Below are 22,814 nucleotides of genomic sequence, written 5' to 3' on the forward strand. Positions count from 1 at the left end.
TTTTTCTCTTATGTTTATAGATTATTAAATTTCAATGGGTGCTTTATGTCAAACCTGGAAGAGGTTCTGGTTTGATATTTATCTGTATCTCTTTATTATCTCTTAAAATATTTAAAAGGAATACTTTTCCTATCTGAGCTTTTTCTACTTCATCTAGTAAAGCTTTAGGTTCTTTTATAGAGATATTTTCGGCTGCTATTACTAAATCGCCTCTTCTCAAACCAGCTTTTTCAGCGGGGCTATTAGGTATTACGGATTGAATTAGAGCTCCATTTCTTTCAGGTAATTGAACTAGAGAATTAGGGTCTCTATTATGTTCTTTAGCAATTCTAGGATTTAAAGAGATTAATTGTACCCCCAAATATGGGTGAATAACTTCTCCATTTTTAAGAAGCTGATCAGAAACGCTTTTAGCCAGATTAATAGGAATCGCAAAACCTAAACCAGCCCCAGGGCCACTTCTTACTAATGTATTAATTCCTATCACCTCACCATTGGAATTTATGAGTGGCCCTCCAGAATTTCCTGGATTTATTGCCGCATCAGTCTGAATAAGATCCAGCCTTTTATCTGAAAATCCTAAACTATTGATATCTCTATGCAGGCTGCTAACAATCCCTAAGGTAACTGTTTTTTCAAGTCCATAGGGAGTACCAAGAGCTATTGCCCAATCCCCAACTTCAAGATCTTCAGAATTTCCAAGTGGAGCAAAACTAAAATAAGCATCTTCATCAATTTTTACTAAAGCTAGATCAGTCACTGCATCTGTGCCCAAAACTTTACCATCACAAATAGATCCATCTGGCAAGGTAACTGAAACATTATCGACTCTTTCTACCACATGAGCGTTTGTAAGAACCAAACCATTCTCATTAATAATGACTCCAGAGCCTTGTCCTCTCTCCCTTTCAGGGGTAATTCCTTGCTCGCCAAGTAAATCCCTTAATAAAGGATCAAGTAAAGTAGGATCAAATTGTTGCCTCTCTACCAACCGCTCAGTATCAATTTTTACAACTGCAGGGCTAACATTTTTAACTGCGGATGATACGAAATTATGATTTTCTAAAGAAGTTAAAGCTAAAACGTCAGCACTTTGAAAGAAATTGATTATACAAAAACAAATAACAATGAATATTTGGATTAAATTAATAAATTTAATCTTGAGAAACTTCATTTAATTAATATGCTTACTATTTGATAAATCTAGTTGAAGAAAAAGGTTATCGTTGATTTTTTGTTTACATCCATAAAATACAAATTTTTTAAATTTTTCTATAGAAAAAACTTCTTTATGTGTGAAAATAAATTTTAAATAAGTTTATAAATAAATTTGAATAAAGAAACCATAAGTGAACTAAAAGCTCTATTAGAAAAGGTTGCTAATGAAAGGGGTTTAGAAATCTACGGCCTAATTATACAAACTAATCAAAATCCAATTGTTATTGAAATAACCATAATAAAAACTAATAGAGAAGACATTTCCTTAGATGATTGTGCCCTCTTTAGCACCCCAGCATCTGACGAGATAGAAAAATCAAATCTTTTAAATTGTTCATATGTCTTAGAAATTAGTAGTCAAGGGGTCAGTGATGAATTAACCTCAGAGAGAGACTTCAAAACTTTTAAGGGTTTTCCAGTTAATGTTGAGTTAAACCAAAAGAATTCAAAAATAAAATTTCTGAATGGTTTACTTTATGAAAAGTCTAATGATTATTTAGCCATTAACATTAAAGGTAAGATAAAGAAAATCCCTTTAGATGAAGTATTAAAGATTAGTCTTTCTACCTTAAAAGATTAATCATTTTTCAAACATTGTTCAATTTTCCCATCATAGATGGCATTAGTTATTCTCCCAGGTTTAAACAATCTTATTGAAGATATTAGTGAGGAAAAAAAGTTACCTCCTAATATCGTCGAAGCAGCCTTGCGCGAAGCTCTTTTAAAGGGATACGAAAAATATAGAAGAACTTTTTACATTGGAGTTAATGAAGATCCATTTGATGAAGAATACTTTAGTAATTTTGATGTTGGATTAGATCTAGATGAAGAAGGTTATAGGATCTTGTCAAGTAAAATAATTGTAGAAGAAGTTGAAAGCGAAGATCATCAAATATCTTTAGTAGAAGTTAAACAAGTAGCTGATGATGCTCAAATAGGTGACACGGTTGTTTTAGACGTTACTCCAGAAAAAGAAGATTTTGGACGAATGGCTGCTTCAACAACAAAGCAAGTTTTAGCTCATAAATTAAGAGATCAACAAAGAAAAATGATCCAAGAAGAATTTGCAGATTTGGAAGATCCTGTTTTAACTGCAAGAGTTATAAGATTTGAAAGACAATCAGTAATAATGGGAGTTAGTTCTGGTATTGGTAGACCAGAAGTAGAGGCCGAACTTCCTAAAAGAGATCAATTACCAAATGACAATTATAGGGCTAATGCAACTTTTAAAGTATTCTTGAAAGAAGTTAGCGAAATAGCCAGAAAAGGACCACAACTTTTTGTAAGCAGAGCAAATGCTGGATTAGTTGTGTATTTATTTGAAAATGAAGTCCCCGAAATTCAAGAAGGTACAGTAAAAATTGTTGCTGTTTCAAGAGAAGCGAATCCGCCTTCAAGATCTGTTGGGCCAAGAACAAAAGTAGCTGTTGATAGCGTCGAACAAGAAGTTGACCCTGTAGGTGCTTGTATTGGAGCGAGAGGGGCAAGAATCCAACAAGTAGTAAATGAACTAAGAGGAGAAAAAATTGATGTTATTAAATGGTCATCTGACCCAATACAATATATTTTAAACTCTTTAAGTCCTGCGAAAGTCGATCTCGTGAGACTTGTTGACCCTGAAGGTCAACATGCGCATGTACTAGTTCCTCCCGATCAATTAAGTCTCGCAATAGGTAGAGAAGGACAAAATGTAAGACTTGCAGCAAGATTAACTGGTTGGAAAATTGATGTTAAAAACTCACATGAATACGATCAGGAAGCAGAAGATGCTGCAGTCTCTGAATTAATCATTCAAAGGGAAGATGAAGAGAATCTCCAGCGAGAAGCTGAGCTTAGATTAGAAGCAGAACAAGCTGAGCGTGCTGCGGAAGATGCAAGATTAAGAGAACTTTATCCTCTACCTGAAGATGATGATGAATATGGACAAGAATTGTATGAAGAAGAAAACTTCTCAGATAGTAATCAATTAGAAGCTGTTCAAGATGATGATATATCCGCCAAAGAGGAGAGAAAACGGTGATACGACAAACCACTGTTTTGCGAATATGCATATCATGTAGAAAAACGTATGACCGGAAACATCTTATAAAGATTACTAAAGATCATAAGAAAGGTATTATGTTTCAACAGGGTATGGGGCGTTCAGCCTACATTTGCAATTCAAAAAAATGTTACTCAGATTCGAAGATCAAAAAAAAGCTTCAAAAAGCTTTAAAAACTTCTTTAGAACCTGAATTCTTTGATATTTTAAAAAAAGAAATTACAAGCTACAGTGACTATTCCAATCAGGGAATATAATTGAATTAAATCCTCTTTAATTTTCAAAAGAGTACAAATCAGATTAAATGACTATCAGCGATAAAATCAGAATTTATGAACTTTCCAGAGATTTAAATCTGGACAATAAAGATATATTGGATGCCGCTCAAAAACTTTCAATTTCAGTAAAAAGCCATAGCAGTTCAATAAGTGCAGAGGAAGCAAAAAAAATAAAAAACTTTATTAATAAAAAAAATTCAGATAAAAAAAATTCAGATAAAAAAATTCTTTCTATTAAAAAACCTTTAATTAAAAAAGATAATTATAAACAAAAAAAAGAAAATGAATCTTCTGTTATTTCTTCTATGAAGGGGAAACCTCTTAAAGATAATCCAAACAAAAAACCATTATTGATAAAACCACTTAATAAACCTGAGAGTCAAAAAGTAATTTCAAATAAACCTTTAAATCTCAATAAACCCACAATTACCAACAGTTCCCAATCTCAAGCAAATCTCACAAATCAAAATATAAATAGTAAAACTTCACAAAATCTCAAACATGATAAAAAAACTTTCCTAAATAACGCAACCCCACCTATAAAAAGCCCATCGAAACCTCCTATCCAACTAATTGCTAAGCCTAAAAATATTAATAATAATATAAAATCTAATGAATTTTCCCAGAAAAACTCCAGTGCAGGGGGGAGAAGACAAATATCAAATAAACCTGACCAAAATTCGAACAAACCTAAGACAAAAAATATTAATAATCGAATCTCCCCTCCTGAGCTCGTAGGAGCTCCAATAAGAAGAGAGGAAACCAACCAGCAAAATAATAAGCAAAATATTTCTTTTAAACAAACTCTCTCCAACAGATCTGGTGGGCCTAGTAGACCTGGCATATCCAATAGGCCTGGGTTAAGAAACAAACCTTCAGATCAAGACAGAGCTAGATCTTTCAATAGACAATCAAATTCAAGTAGGCCTGGGGCTCCCAACCGCCCTGGCATGCCAAATAGGCCTGGGTTAAGAAACAAACCATCAGATCAAGGCAGACCTGGACCTTTCAATAGACAATCAAATCCAAGTAGGCCTGGGGCTAAATTTAATGGTCAAAAGACACCTGGAATTAGAAAGCCAGTATCACCAAATGAACTCTTACAACTTCAAAAAACTAATAAATCTGATAGTAACAAACAAGTTATAAAGAATAATGAAAAACAAAATATTGAGACAACGAAACAAAAAGCGAAAGCACCAAATACTCGTCCACATACTGCCCCTAATTCAAAAAAACCACCCCACAGAGCATTTTCAAATAATTCTAAAAAACCTGGAAAGACAGACTGGGATGATAGCGCAAAACTTGAAGCATTAAGAAGCAAAAATCCCCAAAAACAAAGACAGAAAGTTCATATAATTGGTGAGAATGATGATTCATTAACATCTGAAACTAGTGGATATTCAGGCGAAAAAATTTCAATTTTAGCAGCTAGTTTGGCGCGTCCAAAGAAAGAGAACTCTGATGAATCCAAATCTCAAAAAACTATTAAACAATTTAAAAAAAAGAAAAAAGAGACTACTAGGCAAAGGCAGAAAAGAAGAGCTATGGAGTTAAAGGCTGCCAAAGAAGCTAAACAAGTAAGACCTGAAATGATAATCGTGCCCGAAGATAATTTAACAGTTCAAGAATTAGCCGATAAATTAAGTCTTGAAAGTTCTGAAATAATCAAATCTCTTTTCTTTAAAGGGATAACTGCAACTGTTACTCAATCACTCGACTTAGCAACTATTGAAACAGTAGCAGAAGAATTTGGGGTACCTGTATTGCAGGATGATATCCAAGAAGCTGCTGAGAAAACAGTTGATATGATTGAATCTGAAGATATTGATAATCTAATAAGAAGACCACCTGTTATTACAGTCATGGGTCATGTAGATCATGGCAAAACAAGTCTTTTAGATTCCATCAGAGAATCAAGGGTTGCTTCAGTGGAAGCAGGTGGCATCACTCAACACATAGGGGCTTATCAAGTTGAATTTGAACATGAATCTCAAAAGAAAAAATTAACTTTTCTTGATACCCCTGGTCATGAAGCTTTTACTGCGATGAGAGCAAGGGGTACAAAGGTTACAGATGTAGCTGTTCTTGTAGTTGCTGCAGATGATGGTTGCAGACCTCAAACACTTGAAGCTATCAGTCATGCAAGAGCTGCAAAAGTGCCAATAGTTGTTGCAATAAATAAAATTGACAAAGAAGGGGCATCTCCAGACAGAGTAAAGCAGGAACTATCAGAAAAAGATTTAATTGCTGAAGATTGGGGAGGAGATACAGTGATGGTTCCAGTAAGTGCTATCAAAAAACAAAACATTGATAAATTACTCGAAATGATTTTATTAGTTTCAGAGGTTGAAGATCTACAAGCTAACCCTGATAGATTTGCAAAAGGTACTGTTATTGAAGCCCACCTAGACAAAGCAAAAGGTCCCGTGGCTACATTATTAGTACAAAATGGAACCTTGAAATCTGGAGATGTTTTAGCTGCGGGTTCAGTTCTTGGAAAAATTAGAGCAATGGTTGATGAGCATGGTAATAGAATCAAAGAAGCAGGGCCATCATTCCCTGTTGAAGCGCTAGGATTCAGTGAAGTACCCACTGCAGGAGATGAATTCGAGGTCTACCCAGATGAGAAAACTGGTCGAGCCATTGTCGGAGAAAGGGCAACAGATGCTAGAGCCACAAAATTAGCTCAGCAAATGGCCTCTAGAAGAGTCAGCTTATCATCCTTATCAACTCAAGCAAATGATGGAGAACTAAAGGAGCTAAACTTAATTCTTAAGGCTGATGTTCAAGGTAGTGTTGAAGCTATATTAGGATCATTAGAACAATTGCCAAAAAATGAAGTTCAAGTCAGAGTCTTACTTTCTGCTCCAGGAGAAATAACTGAGACGGATATTGATCTCGCTGCTGCATCTGGGTCAGTAATCATTGGATTTAATACCTCATTGGCTTCTGGGGCGAAGAAAGCAGCTGATGCTAACGACGTTGATATAAGAGAATATGAAGTAATCTATAAACTCTTAGAAGATATTCAGTTGGCCATGGAAGGGCTACTTGAACCCGATCTTGTCGAAGAATCATTAGGGAAAGCTGAAGTTAGAGCAACTTTCGCAGTTGGTAAAGGAGCTATTGCGGGCTGTTATATACAAACTGGCAAATTACAAAGGAATTGTTCTTTGAGAGTTATTAGATCAGAGAAAGTAATATTTGAGGGTAATTTAGACTCTCTAAAAAGAGCTAAAGATGATGTAAAAGAAGTAAATACAGGATTTGAATGTGGAGTTGGATGCGATAAATTCTCTTCATGGATTGAAGGAGATGTAATCGAAGCATTCAAATTTGTCACCAAAAAGAGGACCCTATCAAAATAATTAAACATCTAGCTTATTAATCTTTATTTCTATCAAAGATTAATAAAGTAGGAAATATTACACAAGCACCCAACTGTATGAGAAGGTTATTTTGCTGTAATTCAGTCCCGCTTGCAATTCTGGAAAGCATTATTAGAAGTCCCAAAAATGCAGAACCGCTAAAAGCTATCCACAATATTCTTCGCAACCCCTTGAAAGGAGCTTGGGATTCCTTTAATAGTTTCTTTTTCAATTCAGGATCTATTTTTGACATAAATTCTTTCAATTATAAAATTAAGTCTATATGAAAAATTCAATATTTAATCTGCCGGTATAGCTCAGCGGTAGAGCAACTGTCTCGTAAACAGTAGGTCATTGGTTCAATTCCAATTATCGGCACTTACTAAGCAAATTAAAATGGTTAATAAAATTCTAAAATTTAGATATCTTTTTAAATTATTTGTTTTTATTCCTCTTCTATTTTATTTTGGCAAAAGAAGTTACATTGCGTTTGATGAAGGTTTTTATGCACTACAAGCTAGATGGATATTAGAAAAAGGTAATTGGACAATTCCACTTTGGTGGGATGAATATGTTTTAGATAGAACAATAGGATTACAGTTTTTAATCGCAAAGTCACAAGACTTATTTGGAAGAAATATTTTTTCTGCATATCTACCAACAACAGTCGCTTCAATATTGATGCTCTTTACAACTTACAAATTACATAAAGAATTATTTAATAAAAATTATGCAATTATATCTCCACTAATCCTTGCTACTACATTTCTATGGTTTGACTACTCACACTTAGCCACTCAAGATATTATTTATTCATTTTTAGTAACTATTGGAGTATTAGCTTTAGTCAAAATAAAAAGTAAACAAAACAAATTCTATATTCTACTTTTTGGCATTTGGATTGGTTTAGCTTTTATGATGAAAACTTTTTTAGTTTTTGTGCCTTTATTATCACTCTTACCATATATTGTTTTTAAAAAAAATTTTTTATTCAATAAATTCTTTTGGTTAGGACTACTAATTGGATTTATTCCTTTTTTATTCTGGACGTTTTCAATCAACCCTTATTTAGAAAAAAATATTATTTTTTACTTATTTGAAAAGTTTAACTTTCTATCAAGTAAAAATACTTTTACAAATCCTTTCTATTATTATTTCTGGAATGTACCTATAACATTTCTGCCATGGAGTTTTTTCGCAATTTTTGGCACAATATACAATATCTCTCAAAGTAAAGAGAATAAATATATACTTGCTTTTTTTCCCTTAATTTTATTAGCGACCCTAAGCATTTTCTCTACAAAAACACCCTACTACACTCTACAAATCTCATCTATTTTTTCATTAAATACATATGTAGGAATAAAATATCTATTCAATTCTTATAAATTTGGTCGATTTTTTATATTTATGACTTCAAAAATAATTCCATTATTTATATTTGCCCTAACTTTCATTTATTATTTTTTCTTTAAAGATTCAATTAATTTTAATACAAAGGAAAATACATTTTTAATTCTTGGATTATTATCTTTCGGCTTATCTTGGTCATTAATAAAACATAAAAGTTCGTTCAAAGAAATATTAATAACCCTCATAATTGGGCCTTACTTATTTACTTCATTTATTTTGCAATCAGGTTTGTTCACTGATAGATCAAGAGAACTAAGAGAGAAAATGGAATATGTTTCATCACTTGATTTAGTAAAAAATCAAACGATCATGGTTGATAAAAAAGGAATCAAAAACTCTCGATCGCAATCAAAAATTATAAGGATTTCTTTATCAACTCCTAAATTAGGAGCGGGATTAGAAAGTATTAATCAATTAAAAAAATCTGAATTAGCATGGACAACTGACCTTAAAACGATAAAAAATAATGAAGATTCTTATGAAGTGATCTACGAAAATGATGTTTTAAATCCATGGAAATTAATATTAAAAAAGTAAATAATCCATATATAATAAATTGTCGTTTGTAATCATTAATAATGAGATCTGTAAATAGTTGGAATTTAACAAATAATGAACTTCATCAATTATTCAAAGACAATAACGAATTTATTTCTATTAAAGTCCGTGGTAATACTTGGGAACCAATCACTAGATGGCTCAGATTAGATTCAAGAATTTTTAGAGAAACTACTAGCAAAGCAAGAATAACTTTATGCGATATCGAATCTTTGGCAGAAATTTATAACTACAGATCAATTAGATGGAAAGCCAAAAAGCTAACTCCAATGCCCACTAAGGTAATTCCAGAATCTATAAAAAATATTTTTAGGAAAATACCAATTATAAGACAACTCGCCTATGAACTCGAAATAGTTTTTTATAAATATAGTGAAAATATTTCTGAACATTTAATATCAATAGTAATCCCCGCAAGAAATGAAGCTGGTAATAAAGAACTTTTAATTAATGCTTTAAATAAATTCAAAAATATACCCAATAAACTAGAAATTATATTTGTTGAAGGTAATAGCAATGATAATACATATGACATTTTGAAAGAAATAAAAGAAAATTTCTCAAATTTCTTCAAGATATCTCTTTTAAAACAAACTTCTAAAGGGAAGAAAAATGCAGTAGTAGAGGGATTTAATATTTGTTCAGGTGAGACCCTCGCCATAATTGATAGTGATTTTACTGTAGATATTGATGACAGTATTGCAGCAATTATAGAATCAACCAAAAATAAAAATATCCTAATTAATTGCGCTCGCACAACTTTTCCAATGGAAAAAGATGCGATGAGATGGGCAAATTATATAGGAAATAGACTCTTCGCAATTTTTCTATCAATTCTCATAAATAAACCTGTATCAGATTCACTCTGTGGAACAAAAGTTTTTTCAAGAAAATTCTTTAAACTTATGAAGCAAAACGGAAGTTGGGATTCCAAGTCTGACCCATTTGGAGACTTTACAATAATATTTGAAGCTGCGAACAATAACATAAAAATATTAAATTATCCTGTTAGATATTACGCTAGAAAATCTGGAGCACCAAATATATCTAGATGGGTAGATGGATTAAAACTTCTTAAAGTATGCTGGATTTATATGATTTCTGATATCTGAATACAATAAAATTTTTGCGCTTATTTTCTTAGGATTTTTAATTTCTCCAAATTAGTAATAAAGTAGTTAGATTCATAAGAGAATAAATTCATTAAATTTCATGACATGAATTTTAATTTGAAGTTCGAAAAATTAAATAAAAAAAATTACCAAAGAAAGCACTATGGAAAAATACTAACTGTAAGATTGCCATGTAATCCAATATTTCCAATAGGACCTATTTATTTAGCTGACCACATTCATAAATGTTTTCCAAGTTTAGAGCAACAACTCATTGATCTAGCTATAGTTCCATCAAATAAAGTTTCCAAATATTTAGCCAGAAAAATTGATCAATTTAGACCACATCTAATAATTTTTTCATGGAGAGATATACAAATTTATGCTCCTGTGGATGGTAGAAGTGGGAATCCCCTACAAAACTCTTTTGAAGTCTTCTACTCAAAAAATATCCTTAAAAAAATTAGAGGTTCCTGGGGAGGATTACAATTAATTGCATCTCATTATGGAGAAATATATAAAAATACTTCTTTAGTCAAGATGGGACTAAAAAGAGCACAAAAATACAATAAAAATGTAAAAGTTATTCTAGGAGGTGGTGCTGTTAGTGTCTTCTATGAACAATTGGGTAATCTACTCCCAAAAGGAACTATCATTTCAGTTGGAGAAGGAGAAAATCTCATAGAAAAAATCATTAGAGGAGATTCAATAGAAGAAGAAAGATGTTATGTAGCTGGACAAAAACCTCGCAACAAATTAATACATGAACAACCTTCAGGAACTGTTAAAACTGCCTGCAACTATAAATATATTAAATCAATTTGGCCTGAATTCGATTGGTATATAAAAGGTGGCGATTATTACGTAGGGGTACAAACAAAAAGAGGTTGTCCTCATAATTGTTGTTTCTGTGTTTACACAGTTGTGGAGGGCAAGCAGGTTCGCGTTAATCCTGTTAATGAAATAATTAAAGAAATGAAGCAATTATATGATCTTGGAGTAAGGGGATTTTGGTTCACAGATGCACAGTTCATTCCAGCCAAAAAACATATTGAAGATGCAAAAAAACTTTTACAAGCAATTAAGGACCAAGGCTGGGATGATATTAATTGGGCTGCATACATCAGAGCAGATAATATTGATGCTGAGCTAGCTCAGCTTATGGTTGATACAGGTATGAGCTATTTTGAAATAGGTATCACGTCGGGATCGCAAGAACTTGTTAGAAAAATGAGATTAGCGTATGACCTTAAAACTGTATTAAATAATTGCAGAATGCTAGTCAAATCAGGTTTCAAGAATCATGTTTCAGTCAATTATTCATTTAATGTTTTTGATGAAACGCCTAGCACCATAAGACAAACAATTGCTTACCATAGAGAATTAGAAAATATTTTTGGTAAAGGCTTAGTCGATCCAGCTATATTCTTTATAGGTTTGCAACCTCACACTCTTCTTGAGAAGTATGCATTGGAGCATAAAATTTTGAAGCCAAATTATAATCCAATGAGCATGATGCCCTGGACGGCGAGAAAACTTCTTTGGAATCCAGGCACACTAGGGAAAAAACTTGGCCAAGTTTGCTTAGAAGCTTTTGATAATCCAGAAGACGAATTTGGTAAAACAGTCATCGATATTCTTGAGAGAGAATATGGAAAGTCCTCCTTAAAAGAATCCCTAAAAGTCCGTCCTTTATCAGAAAGGAAATTAGCTCATTCTAAATAATAAATTCAACCGTTATTAATCCTCTTTCTCAATTGAACTAGAAATTCCTTTAGATTTTAATGATTCTGAATAGAATTCTGCTGGCTCTAAATCACAAACAATTACTAAACCCACACCCGTATTGTGTGCTTCAAGCATTATGGCAATAGCATCTTGTTCGCTTAATTGCGGCACAACTTCTCGCAGCGAAATAGTGACATACTCCATAGAATTAACTGGGTCATTATGAAGTAAAACCTTATATTTTGGAGATTTATTTTTTAATTCAGCAGATTTCCTTTCAATCACTACTGAATTATTATTTACAGTTTGTTCTAACTTTAAAGGAAGCATTAAATTTATTAGAGTTTAGATTGTACTAACAATTATATATTAATTATTCTTTCCATTGCATCAAGAACGTTTGATCGTGAGTTAAATGCTGACAAGCGAAAATAACCCTCTCCTGCTAATCCAAATCCGCTCCCAGGTGTTCCCACTACACTAACTTTTTGGAGAAGGAAATCAAAAAAGTCCCAAGATGTCATTTGATCTGGAACTTTAATCCAAATATAAGGAGCATTGTCCCCACCATAAACTTTATATCCTGAATTTTGAAGTTTATTTTTCATTATTTTTGCATTTTCCATATAAAAATCAATTAAACCTCTCACCTGCTTCTTCCCTTCAAGAGAATAAACAGCCTCTGCTCCTTTCTGAACCACATAACTTACTCCATTGAACTTTGTAGATTGTCGCCTATTCCAAAGAGGCCATAATTCAATTTCCTCATTTGTTGAGCTAAAACCTTTAAGATTTTTTGGTATTACAGTAAAAGCACATCTAACTCCTGTGAATCCTGCATTCTTTGAGAAAGATCTAAATTCAATAGCACAATCCTTTGCTCCCTCAATCTCATATATTGAATGTGGAATATCATTATCTTGAATAAATGCTTCATAAGCTGCATCAAAAAGTATTAGGGATTTGTTTTGAAGAGCATAGTCAACCCACTTTTTCAATTCTGTTTTATTAATCGTTGCTCCAGTAGGATTATTAGGAAAACAAAGATATAAAATATCAACTTTTTTTTCAGGTAGTTCTGGCAAAAAGTTATTTCCCTCGTTTATTGCAAGATATGTCAATCCTTGATAAGTACCATTTTCAAGAGAATCACCAGTTCTGCCTGTCATAACATTACTATCTACATAAACTGGGTAAACAGGATCTGTTACAGCAATTGAATTATCTTTGCCAAGAATATCTAGAATATTGCTACTATCACATTTAGAACCATCAGAAACAAAAATTTCTTCAGGTGAAATTTGACATCCTCTCGAAATAAAATCATGCTCAGATATTTTTTCTCTGAGCCAAGAATAACCCTGTTCTGGTCCATAACCTCTAAAACCATCTATTGTTCCCATATCATCTAAAGCTTTTCCCATAGCCTCTATACATGCTCTAGGTAATGGTTCTGTAACATCTCCAATACCAAGCTTAATAATTTCAGCACTTTTATTTGTTTGAGAATATATTTTTACCCTTTTTGCAATTTCAGGGAATAAATAACCTGCTTTGAGTTTTAAATAATTTTCGTTTACTTGGACCACTTTAGATAAAAATTTCACCAATATTAGAATAATGTATCAACGTGCTTTAGTGGTGATTAGATGTTAGAATTATTTTAGTTATGATTAATTTCAGATATAGTCATAGCTGTGAATTCAATTTCAATTAGTTTGAAAATCGTTTAAAGCTCTATAAATAGCAGAATTCAATCACTTTTAACTTTATTAATTTTAAAAAGTAAATAATAAAAGCTATAAAAAACTTGCTTTAATAAAAGACAAAATCTAATTCTTTAATTTAGACGATTTTCAAACTCCAAATCATTCAGAATCAAATATATGTCTCAGCAAATTATCATCGCTGAGCAGGCTCGAATAGCAGCACTACTCAAAGATGATCGAGTTGATGAATTAATCGTCGCACAAGGTCAATATCAAATTGGCGATATTTTTTTAGGAACAGTTGAAAATGTTCTCCCTGGCATTGATGCCGCTTTTATAAATATTGGTGAAAGTGAAAAAAATGGATTTATTCATGTTTCAGATTTAGGTCCACTAAGACTCAAAAAAGGGGCATTTGGAATAACTGAATTACTAGAACCAAAACAGAAAGTTCTAGTACAGGTGATAAAGGAACCTACAGGATCTAAAGGTCCCAGACTAACTGGAAGTATTTCAATACCAGGGAAATACTTGATATTACAGCCATATAGCCAAGGAGTAAATATTTCAAGGAAAATAAATACAGAAACAGAAAGAAGCCGTTTGAAAGCTCTTGGGGTTTTAATAAAACCACCCAGCACAGGCTTATTATTTAGAACAGAGGCTGAAAAAATAAAAGAAGAACTTCTAATTGAAGATTTAGAACAATTAATTCAACAATGGGAAAATATACTAAAAGTTTCCGAAGCTTCTAATCCACCTAATTTAATAAAAAGAGATGATGATTTCTCTCTTAAGATCTTAAGAGACTATATTAAAGAATCAACTAAAAGCATAATTATTGATAGTAAATTTTCAGTTGATAGGGCAAAAGATTTTTTAAAAAATTATGAATCTGATGTAGATATTGAATTTCACGATAACAATTTAAACCAACATATATTTGAAAAGTACGAAATTAAGAAAACAATTCAAAAAGCTCTCCAACCGAGAGTAGATCTTCCTTCGGGAGGTTATATCATTATCGAACCTACTGAAGCTTTAACAGTAATCGATGTAAACTCTGGATCATTTACAAGATCCGCAAATTCAAGACAAACCGTTTTATGGACAAACTGCGAAGCAGCAGTTGAAATCTCAAGGCAAATGAAATTAAGAAATATTGGTGGAGTTATAGTAATAGATTTTATCGATATGGAATCTAGAAGAGATCAATTTCAATTACTGGAGCATTTTGCCTCAGCGATAAAAGATGATTCTGCAAGGCCTCAAATAGCTCAGCTTACTGAATTAGGCTTAGTAGAGTTAACCAGAAAAAGACAAGGCCAAAATATATATGAATTATTCGGTAAAAAATGTTCTACATGCGATGGTACCGGACATGTAGAAAATATATTAAATCACGAAATTTCAAACTTAAAAATTAAAAATGTTGAAAATAAGCCTAATCAATCAAACAATCTAAAATCTCCAGATACAGATACTTCTCAATCAATAGATGAGCAAGAAAAAATAATTGATAAGGAAATAATTAACTCCAAAGACCTAAGTAAAGAGAATGCTTCTAATAAAAAAGAAAAAGAAAATGATAATGATAATTTGAACCAATCAAATTCAAAAGAAAAAAATATAATAACAGTTGATCTTACAAATGAAGAAAAAATTGTTTTCAGTCAATTAGGTATTAATCCACTTATAAAGTTGGGTAAAGAATATCTCACCAGCAATAATTTTGTGCGTTTAAAAGAAAGTAATAAAGAAACGGAAAAACCCTTAGATAATAAAAAAACAAAAACAAAACAAATTCAAAAAATCTCACCATTGGGAGAAGAAAAGAATGAAATTAAAATTGAAGCAAATGCAAATTCTAAAGATCAATCAACAGATAAAACTAATGAAAATAATGAAGTTGTATTTACAGATAAAAAAGATGAAATTGAACTTAAAGATGAACTAAACAATGCAAGAAAAAAAAGAAGAAGATCTTCAGCAAGCATTGAATAAAGCATTCGAAGTTGGAATAGATGAAGTTGGAAGGGGAGCAATTTTTGGTCCAGTTTTTGCAGCAGCTGTAGTATTAACTGAAAAAAATAAATTAATCTTAAAACAATTTGGAGTAACAGATAGTAAAAAACTAACTCCCAAAAAAAGAAAATTACTTTTACCAAAAATTTTATTACTCTCTTCAGATTATGGAATTGGGCAATCTTCGGCCAGAGAAATTGATAAGTTAGGTATCAGGGTTGCGACAGAACTTTCAATGATAAGGGCTTTAAAAAAATTAAAAGAAAAGCCATCTGAATTAATAATTGATGGTCCATTATTATTAAGGCCATGGGACGGAAATCAGAAAAACATAGTATCTGGAGACTCAAAGTTTATCTCGATAGCTTCAGCAAGCATTGTTGCCAAAGTTCATCGCGACAATCTAATGAAGAGGTTAGAAAAAAAATTCTCAGGATACATGATATTTAAAAATAAAGGTTATGGAACCAAAGAGCATCTTTTATTAATCAAAAAAAATGGAATAACTAAACTTCATAGGAAAAGTTTTTTAAAGAAATCAAATCTTATTTAATTCACACCAATCTAAAAAATCTTTTACGAGTTGCTGCTGAACCCTTGACTTTATACCCAACAGAATCCCATTTAATACCGAATGACCAGTAGATTCTAAAATTTTCCTTGGTATAAGCTTTAGTAAAGGGGGTTGACTTACAGATACCCCAAGAAGTGCCTCACCTTCTAAACCAATATCAGTTGCTTCCAAATTCGCTTTCAAAATAAGATTAAAATCATCTATCATCCCTAAACCATCCAATGTACTTTCAAGGGCACTCATTTTTAAAATTCCATCTTTATTTTCTACCGCAATTGAGACAACAGGGTTAATATCTAATTGAAAAACCTTAAAACTTGTTACTGTATACTTGTATCTACCTACTCCTTCTGGTACTAATTTTTTGGAGTCAAGCATTGCTCCAACAACTCTTTCTTCTTCCAAAAGATATTTAGAAAGATATTCTTTATTACGTGTTACAGAAAGCTTTAGTTTCTGTTTAGCATCAAAAGACAATAGCATTTTCTATATTCCTCCAATGCTTATTTGATCTCTTTTTTTTTTACAATTAATCATGCGCAAACAAGTTGCATATTTAGGTCCTCAAGGAACATACGCAGAAAAAGCAGCCCATATATTATCAAAGCTTGCCAATTTTCAGACACCTATATTTGTACCATGTAATGGGTTACATTCGGTGATTAAAGCAATAGCGTGCAACAATTGTGATGCTGCTGTAGTCCCTATAGAAAATTCTGTAGAAGGGGGAGTTACAGCTACTCTAGATGCACTATGGAAATTTCCTGAAATTTTTATAAATAAAGCAATTGTTTTACCTATAAAGCATGCATTAATCAGTGATGGAGAACTTTCAAACATTTCAGAAGTTTTATCTCATCCTCAAGCATTAGCTCAATGTTCAGAATGGTTATCTGAGAATCTTCCAAATGCAATTCCTCTCCCGACAAATTCAACATCAGAAGCAGTCAATATGATCAAGGGGAGTAAATTCAGAGCTGCTATCGGTTCAAAATCGTTAATTCAAATCGAAGGACTTAAAGAATTAGCCTTTCCTATTAATGATGTTCCAGGTAATTGCACTAGATTTGTTTTATTGAGCAAGGAATCAAATTCAAATTTAGCTAATATTGCCAGTTTTGCTTTCTCATTAATCTCAAATAAACCTGGTGCTTTACTTAAAGCTATAAATTATATTGCAGATTTTGGATTTAATATGAGTAAAATTGAATCGAGACCTTCAAAAAGAGAATTAGGCGAATATATAATTTATATTGATTTAGAAATCAATAATCGAAATAACATTAAAAATTTTCTTGAATTAAAAAATAAGTTAAAGCCACTTTGCAAGAATTTTGTAGATTTTGGAAATTATTTTTCTGAAAATGTTGAACTTGATTAATTTATCCTCTACATTTATACACTCCAAACTCCATTAAACCTTTTCTAAATGCCCAATTCATGAGAAGTATTGTTGGAATCTCTCTAATAGACTTCACTATCGCAAATGGACCAAGTGACAAAATTACGAAGGGTCTTCTAAATCCTTCAATAATGGAGTCGTACCATGAAGGATTTGTATAAGAATTCCAATTTTCAGAAATAACTACTCCTGAACTATTTTCATTAGTTCTAAGAATGTTACTAAATTCGTTAATGCTAATAAAATTAGGATGTACCCATTGTTCAAGTAATTGTTTAAGAACTAACTTTTCAAAAAATGATGGAGGGTATGCCCCGAGGTCTCTTGAATTCCAATCAGCCAATGCTAAATAACCTCCAGGTCTTAGAGTTCTCAGCATTTCATCTGCAAATCTAGTTTTATCATTCATGTGTGCACCAGCTTCAACACTCCAGACGGCATCAAATGATCCATCTTCAAATTTCAAATCCAGAGCATCCATAACTTGGAAGTTGCAATTTAGACCATGAGATGTAAGTTCTCTTGCTCTTTTAACTTGAGCAGGACTAATTGTAATACCAGTAACATTAAACCCATAATATTCTGCAAGAATCCTAGAACTACCCCCTATTCCACAACCTACATCAAGTATTCTGGATCCCTTTGGTAATTTATCTAAACCACTCCATTTGACTAATTCGTGAACAAACTGAACCTTAGCTTTTCTAAAGTCAATATCCCTCCCCCCTGAGGGATAAAAACCCAAATGTATATGTTCTCCCCATAATCTCTCAAGTAATTTATCCTGGGTCCAAGCATCATATGCAGAAGCTACCGTACCAGAAGAAATATATTTTCTAGCATTATTTCTCCAAATTATCGCTAGGACTAGAATGAATAAAACTATTAAAAAAAAAGAGAATAATAATTCAAACATTTAATTTTCTTTTATGTCAGGGAAACTCTCTTTTAATGCTGTTCTTGCTGCAAGTTGTTTTCTTGTATGATCGAGCATTTCATATTCTCTTTGCAAACGAGTAAAAGTATTTCTCTCCTCAAGGAGCCTTTGCTGTTCTTCAGCAACAGGACCGCCCAAATGAGCTCCTATCCAAAATGATAAATCCATTGGGTTGTCAGGTAATTTATCTGGTAAATTTTTCTTAGTATTAGTCAATTTACTCGTTAAATTAATAACATCACTAAGTGCTTCTTTTACTGAATCTTTTAGAGAATCTAATTTTTGCAAGTCATCAATATTATTATCACTGATCCAACTAACCATAGCAGAACAAAATGGCGTAGAACGAGTTATTTCTAAGACTTGAAATCTTTGTTGGCCGAGAGTGATGATATTACTTCTCCCATCCTCTGCAGTTTGATGTTTTAAAATTTGTGCACAACATCCAACATTAGCCATACTTTTAGTAGTTGGATCCCATTTAATTACTCCAAACATAGAATCACTTTCAAGAACGGATTGAAGCATAATCCTATATCTCGATTCAAAAATATGTAAAGGCAATACTTCTTGAGGAAAAAGGACTACCTCTGGTAAAGGAAATAGAGGTAATTCCCTTACTGAGAGTTCTCCCATTTAAACCTCATCTCACTTTATTCATACTAATCAATTTAGGTCGATTTCGGGATTTATTAAAGTTTAACTTCTATATCTACACCACTAGGGAGATCTAGTTTCATTAAAGCATCAATAGTTTTTGCAGAAGGACTGTAGATATCTATTATTCTTCGATGTGTTCTTGTTTCAAAATGCTCTCTAGAATCTTTATCAACATGTGGTGATCTTAGGACACAATAAATTTTCCTTTTTGTAGGTAAAGGTATTGGACCTATTGCTGAGGCAGAAGTAGTATCAGCCGTTTGAATTATTTTGTCGCAAGATAAATCTAGCATTCTTCTATCAAATGCTTTGAGTCTTATTCTTATTTTTTGTTGTGCAATTGATGCGGTCATAGTTTCAAGTAACTTCTAATGAAGGGTCATTGATTAGAATGACCCTTATCGATAAACCTATACTAGATGATTGAGGTTAAATTTCTAAAATTCAAATTTATTATTTGAGTATTTTAGAAACAACTCCAGCACCGATAGTACGTCCACCTTCACGTATAGCGAATCGCATACCTTGTTCAATAGCTACTGGACAAATTAATTCTCCAGTCATCTTAATTCTGTCTCCTGGCATAACCATTTCAACGTTGGAGCCATCATCTGAAGTAAATGCGGTTATTTGACCTGTCACATCAGTTGTTCTGATGTAGAACTGAGGTCTATATCCCGCAAAGAAAGGAGTATGTCTTCCGCCCTCTTCTTTTTTGAGAACGTAAACTTCTCCTTCAAACTGAGTATGAGGTGTAATAGATCCTTTTTTCACAAGAACCATTCCTCTCTCAATATCTTCTTTCTGGACACCCCGTAGAAGTAAACCGACATTGTCACCAGCCATACCTTCGTCAAGAAGTTTTCGGAACATTTCAACTCCAGTAACAGTTGTTACTCTTGTATCTCTTATTCCAACTATTTCTACTTCTTCTCCAACCTTAACTTTACCTCTCTCAATTCTTCCAGTTGCAACAGTTCCTCTACCAGTAATGGAAAAAACGTCTTCAACTGCCATCAAGAATGGTTTATCAACTTCTCTTTCTGGTTCAGGAATGCTAGCATCAACTGCTTTCATTAATTCTTCAATCTTTGATTCCCAAGTGGAATCACCTTCGAGAGCTTTTAAACCTGAAACTTGAACTATAGGAATGTCATCTCCTGGGAAGTCATAACTATCTAGTAGTTCCCTAATTTCCATTTCGACAAGTTCAATAATTTCTTCATCATCGACCATATCGCACTTATTTAGAGCAACTACAAGAGCAGGAACTCCAACCTGTTTAGCTAGAAGAATATGCTCTTTTGTTTGAGCCATAGGACCATCTGTAGCTGCGCAAACTAGAATAGCTCCATCCATCTGGGCGGCCCCTGTGATCATGTTTTTCACATAATCAGCATGTCCTGGGCAGTCGACATGAGCATAGTGTCTGCCTTCAGTTTCATATTCAACATGAGCTGTGTTAATGGTAATGCCACGCTCTCTTTCTTCTGGAGCACCATCAATGTCTCCATAGTCTTGAGCTTGGGCTTGACCTTTTTTAGCTAATACATTTGTAATAGCAGCTGTTAATGTTGTTTTTCCATGATCAACATGGCCGATAGTACCTATGTTGACATGTGGTTTGTTTCTTTCGAACTTCTCGCGAGCCATTTTGAATTAAAGAATCGAGGGTTTAAGAGTGTTTTAGTTTAGAGATCAGGAATTGCCCTGATTCTTGGAAATGATAGCTTCAGCAACATTACGAGGAACTTCCTCATAATTTGCGAACTCCATTGAAAATATACCCCGACCTTGAGTCATTGATCGGAGTTGAGTGGCATAACCGAACATTTCGGCTAAGGGCACTTTGGCCTGTACCTTAGACAATCCGTCATCAACAGATTGTCCTTCTACTTGACCTCTTCTGGAGGAGAGATCACCAATTACAGATCCAAGAAAGTCATCAGGACTTTCGACCTCAACTTTCATCATAGGCTCTAAGAGAACAGGATTGCATTTTTTAACCCCATCTTTAAAAGCCATGGAACCTGCAATTTTGAAGGCCATTTCAGATGAGTCTACATCGTGGAATGAACCATCGACTAGTGTTACTTTTACATCAATGAGTGGATAACCGGCAAGAACACCCGATTCACAAGTCTCTTTCATACCATTAGATGCAGGACCAATGTACTCTTTTGGTACGGCTCCACCAACAATTTTGTTCACAAATTCAAAACCTTTACCAACTTCAGCAGGTTCCATTTCAATAATTACATGACCATATTGACCTTTACCTCCAGTCTGTCTTGCATATTTCCCTTCACCTTTAGAACTAGACCTAATAGTTTCTCTATATGAAACCTGTGGAGCCCCTATATTTGCTTCGACTTTAAATTCTCTTAACATTCTATCTACAAGGATTTCTAGGTGCAACTCACCCATACCTGCAATAACAGTTTGATTTGTCTCAGGATCTGTACTTACCCTAAAGGTTGGATCCTCTTCAGACAAAGCAGTTAAAGCTTTTGATAATTTTTCCATATCGCCTTTAGTTTTTGGCTCAACAGCAACTGAGATAACTGGTTCAGGAATAAACAATGTCTCCAAAACTATTGGATCTTCTGTGTTACACAAAGTATCACCAGTTGTTGTGTTCTTAAGGCCTAATACAGCCCCTAAATCCCCAGCCCTCAATTCATCAACCTCCTCTCTTTCATCAGCTTTAAGAATTACCAATCTAGAAATTCTCTCTTTAGCATCCTTAGTAGAATTCATTACATAACTTCCCTTTGAAAGAACACCTGAATACATTCTTACAAAAGTTAATTTCCCATAAGGATCTGACATCACTTTAAATGCTAATGCACTAAAAGGAGCGTTATCATCTGAAGGTCTTACATCCTCTTTACCACTTGGCAAAACACCTTGTATTGGTTTCACATCAACTGGAGCTGGCAAGTAATCAACTACAGCATCTAATACAAGTTGGACACCTTTATTCTTAAAGGCTGAACCGCACAATACTGGAACTAATCCATGTTTTAAAACCCCTTCCCTAATACCTTTTTTAAGTTGTTCTTCAGATAATTCTCCTGTTTCGAGGAATATTTCTATTAACTCTTCATCATTTTCTGCAACACTTTCCATTAGCTTAAATCTCCACTCAGCAGCTTCCTCCTCCATGTCAGATGGTATTGGAGCTTCTTCAATATCAGTACCTAAATCGTTTTTGTAAAGATATGCTTTGTTGGCCACTAAATCAATAATACCTGTGAGATCACCTTCAGCCCCAATAGGTAGCTGAATTGGAAGTGCATTTGCCTTTAGTCGATCTTTAATTTGCTTATTAACCTTTAAAAAATCCGCACCAGTTCTATCCATTTTATTAACAAAAACCATTCTTGGAACAGAGTATCTATCTGCTTGACGCCAAACAGTTTCGGATTGAGGCTGAACTCCACCAACTGCGCAAAATACAGCTATAACTCCATCCAACACACGCATTGATCTTTCAACTTCAATAGTAAAATCAACGTGTCCAGGAGTATCAATAATATTAATCCTATGATCTTGCCAACTAGTAGATATTGCAGCAGCAGTAATAGTTATTCCTCTTTCTCTTTCTTGAGCCATCCAATCAGTTACAGCAGCACCATCATGAACCTCTCCTATCTTATGAACTACACCTGAATAAAACAAAATTCTTTCAGTTGTTGTTGTCTTACCTGCGTCGATATGAGCGGCTATACCTATGTTTCTTACTCGTTCTAGGGGAAAGTCGCGTGCCAATTTTAAAGCTC

At 33.3% G+C, this 22,814-nt stretch carries 20 protein-coding genes and 1 tRNA gene; 11 read left to right on the forward strand and 10 right to left on the reverse strand.

Translation table 11 applies throughout. From position 1 onward, the window contains the following. Positions 1-43: 43 nt before the first annotated feature. Complete coding sequence (locus tag AMO19_RS03035; RefSeq protein WP_075507290.1) at positions 44-1,174, reverse strand: trypsin-like peptidase domain-containing protein; 1,131 nt, start codon at positions 1,172-1,174, stop codon at positions 44-46. A 156-nt stretch (positions 1,175-1,330) separates the two neighbouring features. Between AMO19_RS03035 and rimP the strand changes: the two genes are divergently transcribed. Genes rimP through infB form a run of 4 tightly spaced genes read left to right on the forward strand, consistent with a single transcriptional unit; the run spans position 1,331 to position 6,911 of the window. Further along, entirely contained in the window at positions 1,331-1,798 is a 468-nt protein-coding gene (gene rimP, locus AMO19_RS03040) for a ribosome maturation factor RimP (RefSeq protein ID WP_075507291.1), read from the forward strand. A 36-nt stretch (positions 1,799-1,834) separates the two neighbouring features. Next, positions 1,835-3,238, forward strand: a complete 1,404-nt coding sequence (nusA, locus tag AMO19_RS03045; protein ID WP_075507292.1) for a transcription termination factor NusA — start codon at positions 1,835-1,837, stop codon at positions 3,236-3,238. Then, positions 3,235-3,516, forward strand: a complete 282-nt coding sequence (locus AMO19_RS03050) for a YlxR family protein (RefSeq protein WP_082302698.1) — start codon at positions 3,235-3,237, stop codon at positions 3,514-3,516. Before nusA ends, AMO19_RS03050 begins: the two co-directional genes overlap by 4 nt. A 47-nt stretch (positions 3,517-3,563) precedes the next feature. Continuing rightward, the gene (gene infB, locus AMO19_RS03055) at positions 3,564-6,911 is read left to right on the forward strand and encodes a translation initiation factor IF-2 (protein ID WP_075507293.1); all 3,348 of its coding nucleotides are present in this window, start codon (positions 3,564-3,566) and stop codon (positions 6,909-6,911) included. Between the two features lie 16 nt (positions 6,912-6,927). On the opposite strand, the gene AMO19_RS03060 is transcribed toward infB, so the two are convergent. Further along, entirely contained in the window at positions 6,928-7,164 is a 237-nt protein-coding gene (locus tag AMO19_RS03060) for a DUF3493 domain-containing protein (RefSeq protein WP_075438764.1), read from the reverse strand. Between the two features lie 53 nt (positions 7,165-7,217). Here AMO19_RS03060 and AMO19_RS03065 point away from each other — a divergent pair. From AMO19_RS03065 to AMO19_RS03080, 4 genes are all read left to right on the forward strand, one after another. Next, positions 7,218-7,289, forward strand: a tRNA-Thr gene (locus AMO19_RS03065). 18 nt (positions 7,290-7,307) lie between these two features. Further along, positions 7,308-8,861, forward strand: coding sequence for a glycosyltransferase family 39 protein (locus AMO19_RS03070; protein ID WP_075507294.1), 1,554 nt, complete (start codon positions 7,308-7,310; stop codon positions 8,859-8,861). 41 nt (positions 8,862-8,902) lie between these two features. After that, positions 8,903-9,994 carry a glycosyltransferase family 2 protein gene (locus AMO19_RS03075; RefSeq protein ID WP_075507295.1) on the forward strand — a complete coding sequence of 364 codons (1,092 nt, stop codon included), beginning with the start codon at positions 8,903-8,905 and terminating at the stop codon, positions 9,992-9,994. Positions 9,995-10,099: 105 nt separating this feature from the next. Next, the gene (locus tag AMO19_RS03080) at positions 10,100-11,719 is read left to right on the forward strand and encodes a photosystem II high light acclimation radical SAM protein (RefSeq protein ID WP_075507296.1); all 1,620 of its coding nucleotides are present in this window, start codon (positions 10,100-10,102) and stop codon (positions 11,717-11,719) included. A gap of 15 nt (positions 11,720-11,734) precedes the next feature. On the opposite strand, the gene clpS is transcribed toward AMO19_RS03080, so the two are convergent. Beyond that, positions 11,735-12,052: an ATP-dependent Clp protease adapter ClpS gene (clpS, locus tag AMO19_RS03085; RefSeq protein ID WP_075507297.1), complete on the reverse strand. Its 318-nt coding sequence runs from the start codon at positions 12,050-12,052 to the stop codon at positions 11,735-11,737. Positions 12,053-12,084: 32 nt separating this feature from the next. After that, positions 12,085-13,311: an LL-diaminopimelate aminotransferase gene (locus AMO19_RS03090; protein WP_075507323.1), complete on the reverse strand. Its 1,227-nt coding sequence runs from the start codon at positions 13,309-13,311 to the stop codon at positions 12,085-12,087. 297 nt (positions 13,312-13,608) lie between these two features. On the opposite strand from AMO19_RS03090, the gene AMO19_RS03095 reads away from it, so the two are divergent. Further along, on the forward strand, positions 13,609-15,435 hold the full coding sequence (locus AMO19_RS03095) for an Rne/Rng family ribonuclease (RefSeq protein WP_075507298.1): 1,827 nt from the start codon (positions 13,609-13,611) through the stop codon (positions 15,433-15,435). Further along, positions 15,392-16,009: a ribonuclease HII gene (locus AMO19_RS03100; protein ID WP_075507299.1), complete on the forward strand. Its 618-nt coding sequence runs from the start codon at positions 15,392-15,394 to the stop codon at positions 16,007-16,009. The genes AMO19_RS03095 and AMO19_RS03100 overlap by 44 nt, the downstream gene beginning before the upstream one ends. Here the strand turns inward: AMO19_RS03100 and AMO19_RS03105 are convergent. Beyond that, a complete protein-coding gene (locus tag AMO19_RS03105) occupies positions 15,995-16,513 on the reverse strand; it encodes a DUF1997 domain-containing protein (RefSeq protein ID WP_075507300.1) in 519 nt (172 codons plus the stop codon). The two genes, AMO19_RS03100 and AMO19_RS03105, sit on opposite strands and share 15 nt — an antisense overlap. Before the next feature lie 52 nt (positions 16,514-16,565). Here AMO19_RS03105 and pheA point away from each other — a divergent pair, with 52 nt between their 5' ends. Beyond that, positions 16,566-17,411: a prephenate dehydratase gene (gene pheA / locus AMO19_RS03110; protein ID WP_075507301.1), complete on the forward strand. Its 846-nt coding sequence runs from the start codon at positions 16,566-16,568 to the stop codon at positions 17,409-17,411. Between the two features lies 1 nt (position 17,412). Here the strand turns inward: pheA and AMO19_RS03115 are convergent, their stop codons facing one another. From AMO19_RS03115 to fusA, 5 genes are all read right to left on the reverse strand, one after another. Beyond that, a complete protein-coding gene (locus AMO19_RS03115; RefSeq protein ID WP_075507302.1) occupies positions 17,413-18,348 on the reverse strand; it encodes a methyltransferase domain-containing protein in 936 nt (311 codons plus the stop codon). After that, positions 18,349-19,005, reverse strand: a complete 657-nt coding sequence (locus AMO19_RS03120; RefSeq protein ID WP_025937623.1) for an LON peptidase substrate-binding domain-containing protein — start codon at positions 19,003-19,005, stop codon at positions 18,349-18,351. It lies immediately after the preceding gene. Between the two features lie 56 nt (positions 19,006-19,061). After that, complete coding sequence (rpsJ, locus tag AMO19_RS03125; protein WP_002807536.1) at positions 19,062-19,382, reverse strand: 30S ribosomal protein S10; 321 nt, start codon at positions 19,380-19,382, stop codon at positions 19,062-19,064. A gap of 100 nt (positions 19,383-19,482) precedes the next feature. After that, a complete protein-coding gene (gene tuf / locus AMO19_RS03130) occupies positions 19,483-20,682 on the reverse strand; it encodes an elongation factor Tu (RefSeq protein WP_025923574.1) in 1,200 nt (399 codons plus the stop codon). Between the two features lie 45 nt (positions 20,683-20,727). Then, positions 20,728-22,803, reverse strand: coding sequence for an elongation factor G (gene fusA, locus AMO19_RS03135; RefSeq protein WP_075507303.1), 2,076 nt, complete (start codon positions 22,801-22,803; stop codon positions 20,728-20,730). Positions 22,804-22,814: the final 11 nt, after the last annotated feature.

It is taken from the genome of Prochlorococcus marinus (assembly GCF_001180245.1).
GTDB classification, from domain to species: Bacteria; Cyanobacteriota; Cyanobacteriia; order PCC-6307; family Cyanobiaceae; genus Prochlorococcus_A; species Prochlorococcus_A marinus_F.